Below are 16,647 nucleotides of genomic sequence, written 5' to 3'. Positions count from 1 at the left end.
CATCCTGAAGCGATCTTCCATTCTGACCAAGGTATGCACTACACACATCCTAAAATCCGCCTCCTCGTTGCAGAGGCTGGATTTAAACAATCCATGTCTCGGAAAGGAAACTGCTGGGATAATGCCTCTATGGAATCATTCTTCGGTCACATGAAAGACGAACTTGAGTACAAAGACTGTCAATCCCTTGCGGAACTACGCGTACGGGTTAATGAGTATATGACGTCTTACAATTCTGAACGCTTCCAATGGACATTAAAAAAGATGACTCCTGATGAGTACAGGAGCCATCTGCTAGCTGCTTAATACGGAAATGCCTTTTTTATAAACTGTCTACTTTGTGGGTCACAGTTCACGGGTCCTTGGCTCTTATAGATTCACATCCATTTATTGCCGGAGCTTTGCCAATTCGGCATTCACGTTCCTCTTAAGCTGATTGAACAATTCCTGCGGAGTCCCTTTGCCATTAATCGCGAGATCCTGTATTCGAAACGTTTCGTTCCACAAGAAGGCTTCAACCGGTGAAACCGGTCTCGTGTACGCCTTCGGCATTTGATCCAAGAACACCTTGAGGTTAGGGTTCCCTTCCAAATGAAGCTCTTTATTCGCAGCAGGCATCGCGGTAATATCATTGCTTTCCGTTTGTCGCCGTGCCCACTGCAAGACGCCTTCTTTGCTTGTGACGAATTTGATAAATGCCCAAGCTTCCTTCTCATGCTTTGCGCCTTTCGGAATGACGAAGGACCAGCCCCCCGCCCACGTCGAGGGCTTCTGGCCGCTCGGTGCCGGCATCGGAGCGACGCCCCATTCGAATTTGGTCGTATATTTTCTTAGGTCGTTCAAGAGCCAGTTGCCATCGTATACAAATCCAACCTTGCCCGTCATGAAAGCATTCATACCGGATTGTCCCGTTAAGTTCATGAAGCTGTCCAAGGACTGCATATTGTACGTCTTCGCATACCAGGTCATCCATTCCAAAGCCTGGATGAGCTTCGGATCGTTAGGCACGAGCTCCCCGTCTTTCTCCCATTGACCGCCCCAATTCCAGCCCTGCGTGTACAGAAACCCTTGATTCAACCACGGAATAAATCCAACCTGCGAATAACTGCCGTTGGCATTCTTCTTGAACATCTTGGCGGCCATTGCGTCGAGCTCTTCTATCGTTGCCGGCGGCTTGTCCGGATCAAGACCCGCTTCTTTCATTAATGTTTTATTGTAATACATCCCCCGGGTATCCGTCCCCCATGGCAGTGCGTATACCCCGTTCTTGTATTGGACTTCTTTCCAGGTCGCTTCGTAATAATCGCTAGGGTTAATCTGGGAAGCTTCCACATAGCCCGTCAGATCCGTTAGCGCTCCTTTGTCAGCCCAGGAGCTGATCAGGAACCGGTCGAACAAAGCGACATCAGGCGGATCGTAGGCTGCAATGGCAGTGAGCAGCTTATCTGAAGCCTGCGTGTTTCCCGTCGTGCCTACGAATGTCATATTGACCTTTATGCCCGGATACTTCTTCTCGAACGGAATAACGACATTCGTCATGAAGTCCTTCTTGTATTCGCCTCCGAACGCGAACCAGAAGTCGATCGTCACCGGATTCGCCTCAGCGTTCCCGCTCTCCAGGCTTTCTGCGGAGCTAACGCCTCCAGAAGTCTTCAAGGGCTTGTCGGTACAACCGCCAAGTAAAGGCCAAACAAGCAGGAAAACGATAAGAAAGCGAGAGCTTAATCTCACCTCCATGCTGCGGACCTCCTTTAATATTCTTTAATCCTTCAGAGGAATGGACATGGTGACGCAAGTTCCTATGCCCGCTTCGCTCTCCAGCGTCAAACCGTATTCCGTCCCGTAAGTCAGCTTGATCTGAGCATTGATATTCCGAAGTGCGAAATTTTCACTGATATCCGTCTGCTCCAGCGTGCTTCTGATCCTCTCAAGATCATCCGCCTTAATACCCACTCCGTTATCTCTGACCGTGAATACGAGGCGCGATTCGACCTTCTTCCAGGAAATATGCATCTCGCCGGTTCCGGTCAAATTCTCGATGCCGTGGTAAATTGCATTTTCGACAAGCGGCTGGAACAGAAACTTTAACACCTTGTTTTGTCGCACGGACGGGTCCACCGTAACGTCGACCGTAAATTTGTCTTCGTATCTCGCCTTCTGAATCGATAAGTAGCTCTCTACCAGCTCGACAGCTTCATCAACCGTTACAAACTCTCTGCCGTCACTTAAGCTTAACCGCAAATATTTCGATAAACCGAAAATCATGGTGCTGATTGTATCGATCTTGTAAATGCGCGAAATCCAGTGGATCGAATCCAATGTGTTGTATATGAAATGGGCATTGATTTGCGACGCAAGCATCTTTAACTGCGTTTCTTTCTTCAAAATCCGCTGAACGTACAATTCATCGATGAGCTGCTTGATCCGGTACAGCATCACATTGAAGCTATCGAATAATACTCCGAACTCATCGCTTCGCCGATTAGGGATCTTCGCCTCGAAATCCCCTTCCCGTGCTTTCTTCATATAGTACAGCAGCGTGTAAACGGGCTTGTGAACGAAGCGTCCCGCAATATAGGTCAAGATGATTGCCACTACGACAAATATGAGCGCCAGATAGAGGGTGTACGTCTTGATCTGCATCGTATCCTTAAACAGATTCTTCATCGGTACCATCCCGACCAAGATCCAATCGGTCCCCTCCATCTCCCGGTATACGACGAGTTCATCCTTTCCAAGAATATGTGCTTTGTCAGTTCCTTGAGGCGCATCAGGCAGCGACAGCTCGGACATCTCCCTGGGCAGCGCTTTCTCCGGATCATTAGCGATGATTTCGCCGGATCGTTTCATGATGAAGGTATTGCCCGAAGTACTGAAATCAATTTCGCGTAAAATATTTTGAAGCTCTTTCGGATAGATTTCATAGAGCAGAACGCCGATGATTTCGCCTCGTCCTTGAAGGTCCTTAAGCGCTCTTCCGAAGGCATAAACCGGATTGTTCTCATACGTCGGGCTATTGATCGGCATGAAGGAATACCCGATGCCGAACCTGACCACCTTCCCGTCAGCCGCTATAATTTGACGGCACCACTCCTGCTGGAATAACGCCGGATCCGCTGCAGGCAGTACGGAAAACCCTGTTGACGTAATGACGGAATACCGGTATGACGTATCATATTTGCCGATAATATTGATGCTGACCGTATCGTTCTTGGAGTTGACCATATTCGTGATGAAATTCGATATCGTACCCGTATTTTTGACGCGATCGTAATAATCGGAGAAATTGCCGATGATCCCCTTCTGCAGCTCTTGGTAACCGAGGATGACCTGCGAACGGTTATCGTACTCATCGAGTATCATCTGCAGCCGCTTCTCCGTCTGCTCGATCGTCTGCAGCGCCATGGCCCCGGCATTGGATTGAATGACGGAGGTCGATTTCGTGAACGAGAGAAATCCCATTACAGCGACGGTGAAAGTCATCGAGACGAAGTACAGCACAAACACCTTAACGCCGATTGAATTCCAAAATACTTCGCGCTGCAAAAATCTCATGATCACTCAGCCCCATTGTTATTCCGGCTATATACTATCCCGGTATTGCGTAGGTGTCAGACCTACGAGCTCTTTGAACGTTTTGACAAAATGGCGAAAATCGCTATAGCCGACCTCATCTGCGATTTCGTAGATTTTCTTCGTTGTGCCTTTCAGGAGCTGCTTTGCTTTCGAAATGCGTAATCCCGCCACATAGCGAACGAACGTCTCGCCCATCTCTTCATGGAACAATCGGCTGAAGTAGGAAGCATTCACATAGAGGTGATTCGATACATCCTGCAAAGTGATTTGGCGAGTAAAATGTTGCCCGATATACTCGAGACCCAGCTCAACGAGCCTGCTGCGGCTGGCCGTTTCCCTTATTCTGGAGCTCCACTTCGTTAACTCCGACGCAAGCTGACTGCTTAGATCCTCCAGCTGGAAGCTCGAAGGAAGCAGTTCCGTAAGTGTGCTCCGTTCAACCGTCTCCTCTTTATGGAGACAGCCTTTGAGTTTATAGAACAGATTGGCGAGCAGTATCCGAAGAGCCTGGACGATATGCAAAGGAGCAAATTTCGGAGCGATTTCCTCGATATGCTGCTGCAGTTCCCTTGCTGTTTGTCTGATTAACTCGCTGTCCCCGGTCTTAATGGCATGCGTGACCCGGTTGTCCCACTCCGGACTCGGGCACACCGTGGGAATATCGCTTGCAGCCGGATACGGCGGAAGCTGCTGCCCGTCATAGAGCTTTCCTTTCCCCTTGAAGAACGAATAGCTGCATGCGTAAACAGCTTCGGTATACGCGCTTGCGAGCTTTTCCCATCCAATGGCCTGACTGAGTCCGATGCTGGCGGTCATATCCAATGCTCGTCTGCTCTCTTCCAGCACTTCTATCAGGATCGAAGAAACGACAGTCTTATTGTCGAAGCCCACGGTGTGTTCAGGCAAGAACACGAGCGCAGCATCTCCATCTTCATCGCTTAATTTGCAGAAGAAGGAACGATACCCCTTCTCCTGAAACCGTTTCTCGGCGATGACTCCAATCGCGTGCAGCATCGCGCTTCTGCCGCTTCGCGCTTCGCCTTTATAGCCCCAGTCGAATACGCGAATGACAGCAACCTGCATCTCATCCGAATTCAAGGGCAGCTGCAGTGCCCGCCGAATCGTCTCCGCGTCACGGACATTCGATTCGCTTTCACCCCGCAATAATTGCTCGAGGTACCTCTGCCTGGCCAGCGGAATGCTCTCGCGAATCTGTCCTTGCATCTCCTCGATGATGCTGACCCGCTTCTGATCGTTATCCAGATCTTCTACGCAATGATGCACGATCTCGAGCAGCTCGCGTTCCTCGATCGGCTTCAGCACATAACCGTATGCACCGCACTTGACCGCTTTCTGGGCGTAAGAGAAGTCGCTATATCCGCTGATAATAATCACTTTCGTATGCAGCTTCTGTTTATTTATGTATTCAAGCAGAGTTAAGCCGTCCATGCCAGGCATCTTGATATCCGTGATCACAATATCCGGCCTGCTTCTCGAAAGCCATGTAAACGCTTCCTCTCCGTTCTGTGCTTCACCCCAAAGCTCAACCCCGTGTGCCTGCCAATCGATGGTTTGCTTCAGCCCTTGCCGAACCCATTTTTCGTCGTCAACGATAAGCATAGAGTACATGAGCTTCCTCCTTTGGTAATGAAAGAAACCGGAAACCGTCAGCTAAAACTTAAAACTTTTAAATTTTTATTTTCATTATAGTATTAATCCCATGAAAAATTTGTCGAAAAAGATAAATCCGAGAAGCACCATTTCTACTTTTTTTGCCATGCTCTCCGGCGCTCTCTGGCGCTCTCCGAGCAACCGCACAACAATCGATGTGCGGTTTTTTTGGTCTGTTCATGGATAGGAGCCGTAATTTTACCCCAATTTATATGGAGGAATCGTAAATTAGAATTGACCAAGTTTGGAAACCGGTCAACTCCAGAAACGATGCGCGTTTGCTGCTTGTACAATAAGGTTTCATTTTCCACTCGCACCCAGTTAATTACCTCCCATTTCCCCCATATAGATGGTAAATTTCTTCTTTTTTACAGGAACCGTACAATATCTTAAACACACCTTAATAGACTGGTTGCTATTATAGTTCCATACCCATTTGAAAGGAGTTTTACTAAAAAATGTCTTCTATTCGGCAGAAAATGTCGCGGGCAGCAATCGCTGCTTCCCTACTATCCGGCTTCCTGACAACAGCGTACATGACAACACCTGTTCATGCATTAGCTTCGCCTGCTGCACTAGAACGTTCCTTTACAATTACGAACGGCGTTATCAATTCGTGGGGCGGGGTCAATGCCAGCGCTGTCGTTACTCCTACTTCTACAGCACATGCCGGTGATGAAACGGTTATTTTCGAACTATTCGATGGCACTGTTCCTGTCGGTATCGCTGCAGTCACGAAGAATATTACGGGCAGCGAGAAAATCACAGCCCACTTCAATAAAACAGGCAGCAACTTTTCCGTAAAAGTGTTCGTAGTCGACTCCTACAGCGGCTCTTTGACAGAAGTGGGAACGAACCTTGCGGATCCGGCGACGATTGCAATCGGCGGTGCATCAACGCTGAAGCTGCGTATTATGGAAACGACTGATGTCCATACGAACTTCATGAACTACGATTATTACAAGAGCGCGCCTGCGGATAACGTCGGTCTTGTGAAGACGGCTACACTCGTGAAGCAAGCCCGCTCCGAAGTGAAGAACGCCGTTCTTGTCGATAACGGCGACCTTCTCCAAGGAACACCGCTAGGTACGTACATGGCTAAGGTTGCTCCGCTTCAAGACGGACAAGTGCATCCTGCCTATAAAGCCATGGATTTGATGGGCTATGATATCGCAACCTTCGGCAATCATGAATTCAATTATGGACTGGATTATTTGGACGAGGCGATTGATGACGCGCAGTTCCCTTATGTCAATGCCAACGTCTATGTAGACGATCATGATAACAATCCGGACAACGACGTTAACAAGTTCAAGCCTTACCAAATTATCGAGAAGCAAGTAACGGACGAGAATGACCAGATGCAAACGGTAAAAATCGGTTTCCTCGGACTCGTTACTCCGCAAATCATGGATTGGGACAAAGCAAACCTGGACGGCAAAGTCATTACGAAGGATATCGTGGACACGGCCAAGAAGTTCGTTCCGCAAATGCGCGCTGAAGGCGCGGATATCGTCGTCGCTCTGACTCACTCCGGCTTCAACGGTTCGGCTGTGGCAGGCAAAGGCGCGGAAGATGCGGTCTATCCGTTAAGCCAAGTTGAAGGCATCGATGCGATTACATTCTCGCATACGCACAAGGTATTCCCTGCAGCGAGCGTGACCGCACTTGACCCGCTCTTCAAGGATGCAAGCGGCAACCCGCTTCCGGGCGTCGATAACGCGAAGGGTACCATTAACGGCGTTGCAGCTGTACAAGCTGGCTACGGCGGTGCGAATCTCGGTATCATCGACCTGACGCTGAACAAAACCAACGGCAAGTGGGCCGTTACAAACTCGCAAGCCTCGAACAAATATATCTATGACAACGTACTGAAGAAATCGCTGGTCGATTCAGATCCGGCAATCGTCGAAGCCATTAAAGCAGAACACGAGGCGACGATCGATTATGCGAATGGAGCAATCGGTCAAACCTCGGCTCCTATTTACAGCTACTTCGCGCTTGTACAGGACGACCCATCGGTTCAGATCGTAACGAAAGCGCAGGAATGGTTCGTCAAGAATCAGTTAGCGGCGAACAATTCGCCGGACAAGAACCTACCGATTCTATCGGTTGGCGCGCCGTTCAAAGCCGGACGCAACGGCATCACCGATTACACAAACATCGAAACAGGCGATCTGGCTATCAAAAACGCAAGCGACTTGTATCTGTACGACAACACGCTGAAGGCGATTAAAGTAAAGGGCTCCGTCATTAAAGAATGGCTGGAAATGTCCGCAGGCATGTTCAATCAGATCGATCCAACCAAAACAGATGAGCAATCGCTGCTCAATTCCAAATTCTCGGTCTTTAACTTCGACGTGATCGACGGTGTAACGTATCAAATCGACGTCACGCAGCCTGCGAAATACACGCCGGACGGCAAGGTTGACAACACGGCGGCGAACCGGATCATCAATCTTCAATACAACGGCCAGCCGATCGATCCGAATCAAGACTTTATCGTGGTCAGCAACAATTACCGCGTCAGCGGCGGCGGCAACTTCCCCAGCGTGAAAGGCTCGACGCTAGTGCTCGACTCGTCTGATGAGAACCGCCAAGTGCTGATGGACTATATCACGCAGCAAGGAACAATCAACCCGGCAGCCGATAACAACTGGTCGATCGCTCCAATCAACAACAACGTACAAGTAACGTTCACCACCGCGCCGGCGGCAGATAAGTACCTGTCCGCCAATCCGAAGATTACGTCCACCGGACGTACAGATCTCAATGAGTTTGGCATCTATAAATTAGATCTTAGCGGTGATGGATCGACGCCTGTCCCTAATAACAACGTGAAGGTACAGCTGCTTGGCATCAACGATTTCCATGGCCAGCTGGACTATTCCACGCTTGCCGGAACGAACGTTGTCGGCGGCGCAGCTTACTTGGCCACGTACCTGAAAGACTTTAAAGGCATCAACTCGGCGAATACGCTGCTCGTTCATAATGGCGACGCAGTCGGCGCAAGCTCGCCTGTCTCTTCGCTTGAGCGGGACAAGCCTACGCTCGATTTCCTGGAAATGATGGGCTTCAAAGTCGGAACTCTCGGCAACCACGAGTTTGACCAAGGCGTTCCGGCGCTTATGGCCCAACTGAACGGCGGTCCGGACCCTATTAATCCAAGTATCGTGTATTCCAAATCGAAGATCGATTACATCAATGCCAATGCTATCGATAAAGCAACGAACCAGCCTATCATTGCTCCATATGTGGTCGAAGAATTCGGCGGCGAGAAAATCGGCTTCGTCGGCGTCGTAACGATGCTGACTCCAAGCAAGGTTTCGCCTTCCGCGCTGGCGCCGGTTAACATTGTTGAGCAAGCACCGGTCGTCAACGCTGCCGTAGCAGAGTTGAAAGCACAAGGCGTTAAAGCCATTGTTGTCCTTGCCCATGATCCTGCAACGCAATCCGGCACGACGGTTACCGGCGAAGCTGCTGATCTGGCGAATGCGGTTGATGATGAAGTCGATGTTATTTTCGCCGGCGACAACCACGCGAAAGTAAACGGCGTCGTAGACAACAAGCTCGTGTTCCAAGCTTACTCGTACGGCACTGCTTTTGCGGACGTAGATCTTGAGATTGACCCCGCTACTCATGATATCGTGAAGAAAACAGCGAACATCGTGGACGTGAAGCAAGCCGGCGTTACGCCGGACGCAGCGGCGGCTGCACTTGTCCAAGCTGCTCTGGGCAGACACCCTGAGCTTTCTCAGCCTGTCGGCGCAACGACTGCCGTCATTGCGAAGGCTAACGCTTATACGGAGGAGAATGCACTGGGCAGCCTGATCGCCGATGCGATGAAGGATTCCATGCAATCCGACTTTGCCTTCATGAATCCGGGCGGCATTCGTGCCGACATCCCGCAAGGCCCTGTGCTCTATTCCGATCTGTTCCGTATTCAGCCGTTCGGCAACCAGCTCGTGAAGATGACGCTCACAGGCGCTCAGATCAAGACGCTGCTTCAGCAGCAATGGGGCGCTACTCCGGACCAGACGAAGACGCTTCAAATTTCCGGTCTGAAGTATACAGCTGATTTCAACAAGCCGATTGAAGAGCGCGTCGTTTCCTTGACGAAAGAAGACGGCACGCCGATCTCCGATACTGCAGAGTACACGGCTGTCGTGAATAACTTCATGGCTGCTGGCGGCGACAACTATACCATCCTCATTCAAGGCAAGAATCAAATTGCCGGAAGCACGGATATCGACGCCTTCTACAACTATGTACTGAAAACATTTAACCGCGGTACGATTACGGCCGCGACAAAGGGACGTATTACGAACATCCCGGCAACAGCTGCAATTTCAACACCGTAAACTAAAGGTCAGGCATATCCGGACTTCTCAAAGTCCGGGCTGCCTTAGCTGAAAGGAGCTTCAAGTTTGAGAACCTCAATTACGAATAAGGCGCTGACAATGTCGCTTGCTCTAACGCTGTCGCTCGGTTTGGCCGCCCCTTCCATTCCGTTCGCCGCGTTTTCCAGCGTTTCCGCAGCCGCCGTAAGTACGACGATCGATAATGTAACCAGTGTCACTGCCGGGTCGACCGTAAGCATTGGCGGCACGACTTCGGCATCCGAAGTCATTATCAAGGTAATGAATCCGGATGGCACCATCTTGTTCTTCGATATCGTCAAGGCATCGGAAGGCCGCTACTCCGCCTCGTTTACTGTACCGTCCGATGCAGCCGTAAACAGCAATTATCAAGTTATCGCCGGATCCGGCAGCGACGTTGCGACAAAGTCGTTTGCCGTAATAGCACCACCTTATTATCCTTCTCCGCCGGTGAGCACGCCCGATACGCCAACCAACCCGGCAGATTCCTCCATCATCCATTTTGAAGCTTCGGACATTCAAATTCCGTCTGCCGGAGCAGCGACACTGGATGCAAAGAAAGCGAGTGCGGTTCAAGCCACAATCTCGCTGCCGGCATCCGCTGTGGGAACCATCGGCGAGAAAGGGCTCCAAATTCAGCTCCCAAGCGGAGTCGTAACCCTTCCGGGCGGCGTTCTTAGCGCGCTTGCGAAGCTGGCAGGATCGGATTCCAAGGCGAATATTACGTTGCAATACAAGCGTCTGTCCAACGAGGAAGCCGGCGCATCCGTCGTCTCGGCAGGTCAAGCAGGCGCAGGCCTTGCACCACAAGGCGAAGTGCTCGAGCTCGTATTAGGTGTTCAGCTTCAAGATGGCACGGTAAACAAGCTGAGCACATTCTCCGAGCCTGTTACGATTTCCCTTGAACTTTCTGCTGCTGCGAATCCTCGCCTTTCAGGGATCTATTTCATCGGAGATCAAGGAACAATCGAGTATATCGGAGGCACGCTGCAAGGAAATACCATCACAGCAGCGGTCAGCCACTTCAGCAAATACGGCGTATTCTCTTACACGAAGAATTATGCCGATGTGCCGAGCACGCACTGGGCTGCTGATGTCATTGCAGAATTGACTGCGAAGCATGTCGTCCAAGGGATGACGAACACGACGTTCGGTCCTCGAGCGGACGTAAGCCGCGCCGAGTTCGTAACGATGATCGTTCGTGCACTTGGTCTAAACGCGAAGGCAGCTTCGCCATTTGTCGATGTAAAAGCTGGCTCATGGTACGCAGACGCAGCTGCTGCTGCTTACGAGAACGGCATCGTAACGGGCAGCGGCGCGAACAAGTTTGAGCCGAGTAAGCTGATTACACGCGAAGAACTGGCGATGATCATCGCTCGTGTCTATGCAAAGCAGAGTGGTCAAGCAGGCAGCGGTACGGCGGCTGACCTTCAATCGTTCAAGGATGCGAGCGCAATCAGCAGCTGGGCGAAAGCTGCGGTTCAAACCGTCATCCACGAGAAACTTATGATCGGAAGCAACAACAGCTTTGCCCCTGGCAACCATACGACACGCGCAGAAGCTGCACAGGTACTTTATAATTTGCTGTTTGAAGCGTAAGTTGTTGAGAATAAGAAGCTCCCCAAGGAAACCTTGGGGAGCTTCTTTTGATTTGATTGTCGAGAACCTTCTCACAATGAAGAAGATGCCGACCAAAAGTACATCGCTGCTATATTGGATTTATCCACTCCAATATCCAGGTATTAGGTCTTTTTAAGAGCTATAATGTATTTTTCCACTCATTTATTACCAAAAGGGCTACTATGCCTATTTTCAGTAAAAATGAGTGGATTTATCCAACGTAGCATGCATTTTCTGCCTAAAGTCTACTTTCTCGTTGGATTTATCCCATATAGCCCCACCTCAATGGGGGGAAGGATACTAGAGTCAATATATAAAAGCCTACCATTCGACCGAACGGTAGGCTTCTACAATCTAATTAGCGACCTCGCTTATTATGGCCAGTCACATGCACGAGCTCGACATAAGGACGAACGCGGTCCATCAACCGTTGTCCTTTGTGAAGCTCATCGCCGTCCTTGTTCGTGAAGCTGAAGTGCTGCTCCAGCGCATCAAGTCCGTAGTTTGACGTATAGAACGTCGGCTTGCGGTTCATCCGGTAATTGAGAATCGAACCAAGTACATGGTCACGTACCCACGGATTCAAGTTCTCCGCACCGATATCGTCGAAGATGAGCAGATCGGTTTCTTTCATCAAGTCGACCGTTTCCTTCAGCTTGAGCGGCTCCATCATGAGCGACTTCAAGTCTTCCACAAACTCCGGCATGTACACAATCGCGCCTGTATACCCTGCCTTCGCGAGTTCATGGAGCATATAACACATGAGGAACGTTTTGCCCGTACCGAAAGATCCCATCAGGAACATACCTTCTGGCTGCAGCCCTTTTTCCTTCGTCATGCTGATGTAGCGCATCACTTGGCCGACCGCTTTCATTCGCTCTACGTCCTTGGTCACGATCTCATCCGCAGAATAACCTTGCGACAGCGCACGGTCATCGACGTAGAAGCTGCGAATGCGGCTGCGAATCTTGCTCTCCCCTTGTCTCGCGAGCAGCTTCTTGCAAGACACCTTGCGCTCATTCAACTGAATAAGCTCGCCGCTGCGTTCGCAGGACAGTTCCGTATAATGCCCTTCAAAATCGTTCGGACATGCGTCGAGTCCCGGACAATTCGAGCAGTTCCGATATTCTTTGGTGCATTGATAAATTTTGTTCATATTAATCCGGATTGTCGCATCGTCGAGCTCCGGATATTTATTGCGAAGCAGACCAACCAGCGGGTCAGCCAGCAGCTCTTCCATCAGCTTGTCGGCTTGTCGCAGCGCATTGCTGCCGCCAGGCATTCGCTTCAACAGGTCGCCTAACGATTCCATCGCCATATGGGCTTCACCTCAATTTACGTTGTTTTGCCGTCCAATTTGCGGGCCATCCGCCTGATCTCTTCCATCTCTTCAGCCGATAACGGCGAACCGCTTGGCGCCTCCGGCATAATCGGTATCGCAGGCTTGCGAGCGCTGCCGCCGCGCTGGGAACCTCCTCTGCCGCTTCTCGGCGCAGCCGAGGAAGCAGCAGCTGCTCCGCCTTCGCGACGCTGCACTTTGTCCGCTTCCACCTTCACTTGCTCGCGAACGTAGCCGACTGCCTTCTCATAGGAATCGATACCCTTCATAAGCATGTTTGAAGCGACTGTATCGATGAATGCCTTCGTCACGCGCTGCGCATCGTTCATGCCAAGCACATAATGAATAAGTACGTTTATGACTGCACCTTGCAAACGATAATTATGATCGATCACTTCAAATACGCGAATGAGCCATTCCGGCACCGCCCCTGGGAAGAAGCGTGCGATAAACCGCGTATGCGGCTCGTTCCTCATCAGCATATTGTACTGATGGATGTCGCAGCGCCCGGCAAGCTGCGCCGGCACATCCACATAAAATTCAGCCTGAACCGCCACTTCATCCGGCATATCATCGCTGCCGTCATCCGCCGCCTGGCTCTCCGCCTTCGCCGCGTTCATCCTGCCATACATCCGCTGCCGCTCATCCGAGCGCTTGCGGTCCTGACGGTACATCTGATTCGCGCGCAGCTGCAGCTCATCAATGAGGAGCTCGCCTTTGCTCGTGAAGATGTTGTCTTCATCGAGCAACCGGCTCAAATCCGCCGCGTCCAAATTGTACTTGTACGCGACATAATTGAGCTGCGCGATCGCTTCATTATCTCCGCGCAGACGCTCCACGTAACTGCGGTTCGCCGAGTTGCGCGGGAACCGCATAATAATATCGCCATACTGAATGCCTGCTGTCTCCAGCTGCTGCGGCTTAGGGGCCGGCTGCCTAGCAGGCGCTACCTCGGTCAGCGCCTGCTCCAGCTCCAGATCAATACCCTGCGTGTTCAAACGGAACAGCTCGTAGAACGGCACCGTAATATTCTCGCGCTGCAGCTCTGCGCTAGCGAGCTCGTCGTCTTCCTTCGAATAGAAGCATTCCCGCAGCGCAATGACGGAATGCTTGCCGACTTTGTCTCTCAGCAGCATCGTCAGATGCGGGCTTCCGAAGAACTCGTCCGGCGTCAAAGGCTTAAACAGTTCATATTCATAAACAACATCATCATTATCGGACACACCTAGCTTCGATACCTGCAGCAATCCGACCGCTTCCAGGCGGGATGCGTGGTTCACGAGCTCCTGCCTACTGCGCTCGCCCATCTCAAGCCCCAGACCAAGCAGCAGCTTCCGCTGCGGCTCAAGCTCCGAATAGCCGACTCTATCATCAGCCGTTTGCTGATAGAGCAGCTGGTACAGCCCTGTGGCGAACGCGCCAATCATAGGCTGATAGATCAATCCGATCATTTTACGGTCGACTGCGCTTAACGAAAAATCGCGAAACGTGTAATAACGATGATGCTCCGTAAATTGGTGCAAGTTGCCGATCCGCATCTTCATTCGACTCCATCTACCATGTATTCTTTCTACTAGTTTACCATAGGATCAGTCGCAGCAAAAAAAGAAAATTCCCCCTCTCGAGGGAACTTCCATCCTTCCGTTTCTCCCCAAACCTCTACACTACTGCAAGGAATGATAATCCTCAGGATGTCCTTCAGCCGCTCCATGTGTGACGAGCTCCTCCAGCAGCGCCGATCGTTCCTCGAATGTATCGGCAAGCTCCGGATGCTCCTGTTTATCAATCCATTGCGACATAATAAAAGCAATCGTCTCCGGATGCCTCGTCAGCAGCTGCTTGCTCGCCCCTTCTATCGCGTAATACTCGCGATTCGGCAGCCTTTTCAGCTCGCTGGCATAACGCAGACTGACTCGATCTTCAGCGCCATACATGATGAGCATCGGCTGCCTGATCTGGCTGAGCCGCTTCTTAAGCGGGCTGCCGAGGCATGCCGTTGTATACTCCCGCCATTTGGCGGAATCGCCCTGCAACACATCGGCATACAGCGATTGAAACTCCGCTCTGTTTCCTGCTTCACTTTGCGCGGATTTGTAAGCAATCGGATCCTTCGGTGCAAGCACGCTCGAAACAAAGGTCGCTTGCAGCCTCGCATGGCTTGCAAAATCGGTATAGCCTGCTGTTCCGTTAATCAGGATACCACCTTTGAACCGCTCCGGATAAGCGAGCAGAGCAGTTAGCAGCGGAAAAGATCCCGAGCCGTACGAGCATAGATAAGTGGTTTCCTCGCCCAGCTCGTCCAGCAGCAGCCGCATATCCTCTGCAATCAATGCGAGCGACAGGTTACCATCACCGGCACTGCTGCTGCCATGCCCGCGAATATCGAATCGAATCAACTCGCTGTCACCTGTCAGCTTTTCCTCCAATGGTACGAACAGCTGGCTGGACAAGCCAGGCGGATGAACCGTCAATATAGGCGGTCCTCCATTCTCCCTGCCTGTTCGTTCCACATGCAAGCCCGAAAGAAAAAACGGCACTGCGCATCACCTCGGCTCCTCGAAAGCTGCAGCTTCATAACACAATCGCCAGCTTTCTACGTTTGATCCTTAGTATGGCCTTGCCGTCTGTAATTTCATCTTAGAACATTTTGTATCCGCCGCGCCGTAATGCCCGAATCGTCGCACCGCTTACGTATGCGCCGATAAGCGCACCAATTGCCGGTACAATATCAACGAATGTGAAAGCAGTGAAGTTGCCCGAGAACGACTTCGTATTATCCCAGGTCTGCCAGATGAAGGCTGGAATGCCTATCAGCACATATAGATAAATCGGAAAAAAGGTTGTTTTGAGCAGCATGTTCAAAATAAATCCGATCCCGAACACCATGACAAAAAACAACACCGTTGCAATAATAAGCTGCAAAATATTAACGTCACCGTTCATACGAAGCACTATTCCCCTTTCGCTACGAATAGTGTAGTAGATGGCTTCGAGGAAGTCAATTCATTCGCCGCTGTTGTCACAAGTCCGTCATTTGCTCTCCTTTGTACCATTACGTTACAATGTAATCGACAATTACACATATAGAGGAGAGATACCGATGAGTGAAGCAGCTCAAACGCTGGAAGGCTGGTACGCCCTGCATGATTTCCGCGCCATTGACTGGACCGCTTGGAGATTGGCAGACGAAGGAGAGCGTGCAACTGCACTGGACGAGCTTCAATCCTTCCTGGCTGAGTGGCAATCCATTGAAGATAATAAACAAGGCAGCACAGCATTCTACTCGATCGTGGGACAGAAGGCAGACTTCGTTCTGATGCATCTTCGCGAGACATTGGAAGAGCTGAATGCCATTGAGAATGCGTTCAACAAGACGACATTCGCGCAGTTCACGATTCCGGCGCATTCGTACGTCAGCATCGTAGAATTGAGCAATTACATGGCGCCTCCGGGCACAGATCCGATGCAGAACCCTGATATTCTCGCAAGATTGAAGCCGATCCTGCCAAAATGGAATCACATCTGCTTCTACCCGATGAACAAGCGCCGCCAAGGCAATGACAACTGGTACATGCTCAGCATGGACGAGCGTCGTACGATGATGCGCAGCCACGGCATGATCGGCCGCCAATATGCGGGCAAAGTCAAACAGATCATCACAGGCTCCGTTGGCTTCGACAATTGGGAGTGGGGCGTTACGCTGTTCGCGGAAGACGCGCTTCAATTCAAGAAGCTTGTCTATGAAATGCGTTTTGATGAAGTAAGCGCGCGCTTCGGCGACTTCGGCGACTTCTACGTCGGCAATCGCATGACGGATGAGAAGCTGCAACAGCTGTTCAGCATCTAGGGGTTCAGTGAAAAGGGTAGCCTCCGGTCGGTATGGGTTTCCACTCGCTGTTGTAGTCGGATATTTTGATTGTACTTGTTTAATGAAGACTATCCGCCTACAAAGGCGACCGCTGACGCTGTTCCAACTCCATACCGACACTCCGGCCACATTTTCACTGTTTTTGTAATAATTAAAAAAAGCGGATGAAACGTCTCTCCAGGCGTTCCATCCGC

11 protein-coding genes are annotated in these 16,647 nt (G+C 50.8%); 4 read left to right on the top strand and 7 right to left on the bottom strand.

Annotated features, from left to right (window positions below; translation table 11 throughout):
* Positions 1 to 306 (top strand): integrase core domain-containing protein (locus tag A8990_RS04555; RefSeq protein WP_147306767.1); only part of this gene is annotated, 306 nt, incomplete at its 5' end.
* Positions 307 to 387: 81 nt separating this feature from the next.
* Here A8990_RS04555 and A8990_RS04550 read toward each other — a convergent pair.
* From A8990_RS04550 to A8990_RS04540, 3 genes are read right to left on the bottom strand one after another with little or no spacing between them, the layout of a single operon-like run.
* Complete coding sequence (locus tag A8990_RS04550) at positions 388 to 1,737, bottom strand: ABC transporter substrate-binding protein (RefSeq protein WP_116187828.1); 1,350 nt, start codon at positions 1,735 to 1,737, stop codon at positions 388 to 390.
* A gap of 24 nt (positions 1,738 to 1,761) precedes the next feature.
* Positions 1,762 to 3,555: a cache domain-containing sensor histidine kinase gene (locus A8990_RS04545; RefSeq protein ID WP_116187827.1), complete on the bottom strand. Its 1,794-nt coding sequence runs from the start codon at positions 3,553 to 3,555 to the stop codon at positions 1,762 to 1,764.
* A 27-nt stretch (positions 3,556 to 3,582) separates the two neighbouring features.
* Positions 3,583 to 5,205, bottom strand: a complete 1,623-nt coding sequence (locus tag A8990_RS04540) for a response regulator (RefSeq protein WP_116187826.1) — start codon at positions 5,203 to 5,205, stop codon at positions 3,583 to 3,585.
* A gap of 500 nt (positions 5,206 to 5,705) precedes the next feature.
* Between A8990_RS04540 and A8990_RS04535 the strand changes: the two genes are divergently transcribed.
* Both A8990_RS04535 and A8990_RS04530 read left to right on the top strand, forming a co-directional pair.
* Positions 5,706 to 9,608 (top strand): bifunctional 2',3'-cyclic-nucleotide 2'-phosphodiesterase/3'-nucleotidase, encoded by a 3,903-nt coding sequence (locus tag A8990_RS04535; RefSeq protein WP_245995837.1) that lies wholly within the window; start codon positions 5,706 to 5,708, stop codon positions 9,606 to 9,608.
* 66 nt (positions 9,609 to 9,674) lie between these two features.
* A complete protein-coding gene (locus tag A8990_RS04530) occupies positions 9,675 to 11,225 on the top strand; it encodes an S-layer homology domain-containing protein (RefSeq protein WP_116187825.1) in 1,551 nt (516 codons plus the stop codon).
* A 379-nt stretch (positions 11,226 to 11,604) separates the two neighbouring features.
* On the opposite strand, the gene zapE is transcribed toward A8990_RS04530, so the two are convergent.
* From zapE to A8990_RS04510, 4 genes are all read right to left on the bottom strand, one after another.
* Positions 11,605 to 12,558: an AFG1/ZapE family ATPase gene (gene zapE, locus A8990_RS04525; RefSeq protein ID WP_116187846.1), complete on the bottom strand. Its 954-nt coding sequence runs from the start codon at positions 12,556 to 12,558 to the stop codon at positions 11,605 to 11,607.
* Between the two features lie 23 nt (positions 12,559 to 12,581).
* Positions 12,582 to 14,123, bottom strand: a complete 1,542-nt coding sequence (locus A8990_RS04520; RefSeq protein WP_116187824.1) for a replication initiation and membrane attachment family protein — start codon at positions 14,121 to 14,123, stop codon at positions 12,582 to 12,584.
* A 126-nt stretch (positions 14,124 to 14,249) separates the two neighbouring features.
* Entirely contained in the window at positions 14,250 to 15,056 is an 807-nt protein-coding gene (locus A8990_RS04515) for an alpha/beta fold hydrolase (RefSeq protein WP_181909389.1), read from the bottom strand.
* Between the two features lie 166 nt (positions 15,057 to 15,222).
* The gene (locus tag A8990_RS04510; RefSeq protein WP_181909392.1) at positions 15,223 to 15,510 is read right to left on the bottom strand and encodes a YuiB family protein; all 288 of its coding nucleotides are present in this window, start codon (positions 15,508 to 15,510) and stop codon (positions 15,223 to 15,225) included.
* Between the two features lie 175 nt (positions 15,511 to 15,685).
* Here A8990_RS04510 and hemQ point away from each other — a divergent pair, with 175 nt between their 5' ends.
* A complete protein-coding gene (gene hemQ, locus A8990_RS04505; protein ID WP_116187821.1) occupies positions 15,686 to 16,432 on the top strand; it encodes a hydrogen peroxide-dependent heme synthase in 747 nt (248 codons plus the stop codon).
* Positions 16,433 to 16,647: the final 215 nt, after the last annotated feature.

This window comes from Paenibacillus taihuensis (assembly GCF_003386535.1).
Taxonomy (GTDB): Bacteria; Bacillota; Bacilli; order Paenibacillales; family Paenibacillaceae; genus Paenibacillus_Z; species Paenibacillus_Z taihuensis.
The sequence above is the reverse complement of the archived record's forward strand: the minus strand, read 5'-3'. Positions and strand labels throughout refer to the sequence as shown.